The sequence below is a fragment of the Nonomuraea sp. bgisy101 genome, from assembly GCF_057708945.1.
On the sequence record NZ_JBYITD010000115.1, the window covers coordinates 1 to 805 of the forward strand.

The 805-nt window shown below is 67.2% G+C and carries 1 protein-coding gene; it reads left to right on the forward strand.

The features are described from left to right. Positions 1-264: 264 nt before the first annotated feature. Positions 265-402 (forward strand): hypothetical protein, encoded by a 138-nt coding sequence (locus AC3EO4_RS55675; RefSeq protein WP_379582891.1) that lies wholly within the window; start codon positions 265-267, stop codon positions 400-402. Positions 403-805: the final 403 nt, after the last annotated feature.

An 805-nucleotide genomic window follows, 5' to 3' on the forward strand; every position in this document is an offset into this window, starting at 1 on the left:
CGCAACCTCCTCGTTCGACGCGAAACGATCAAAGGTCGAACACGATCATGATCGCTCGCACGATCCGATCGGCGTCGGATGCCGGGCTGGTCGGGCCGAGAGACCCCGGCATCTCCTCGAACTCGGCCCGCGCACCTGACATGGCCAACATGCCTTGACCGCCGCTGCCTACGGACTGTGGCACTTTGTGATCGGGGCCACGGTCAGCCAGGTGTCATGGCGCGGAAAGGACGAGCCGACCATCCGCGACGCCGCTGACAAATCCTGAGGGCGCAGCGCCACGCGTATCCGACGCTGGCCGCGCACGGGCATCCCAGCGCCAACGACTGGGACGACGCGTTCCACCGCGGCCTGGGCTACCTGATCGACGGAATCCGCGCGAACACCGTCAGGGCCGCGTAGCCAGATTCACCCCCTGCCCCCTTGGAGCAGGCCGCCGCTCCGAACTGACAACCCTGCTCGCCGACGAAGTCGCCGCCCCCGAGATCCGCACTGCCCGACGCTGTCGCGATCGATACTGGCCAGCACTCACCCCAGCCTGCGGCCCGTTTCTGCCGAATTCCGGTGGCACCCCATCGAAGAGTTCGCCGTATGCCCCGCGGCCGCACCTCGAGCCCGTCGCGCTGACATGTTCAGGCGATCTGCCATCTACTGACACCCGCGATCTGCCTGCTGACCTGTGGTTTTGCCAGCTTGTGTCGCGCTCGTGGTGTGCGTCGAGCACGACAGCGAACAGCCGCTCGGTGAGGCCGCCCTCGGGACAGCCGGATCGACCAGGCCATCGTGGCCGCGGCCCGCAAACTCA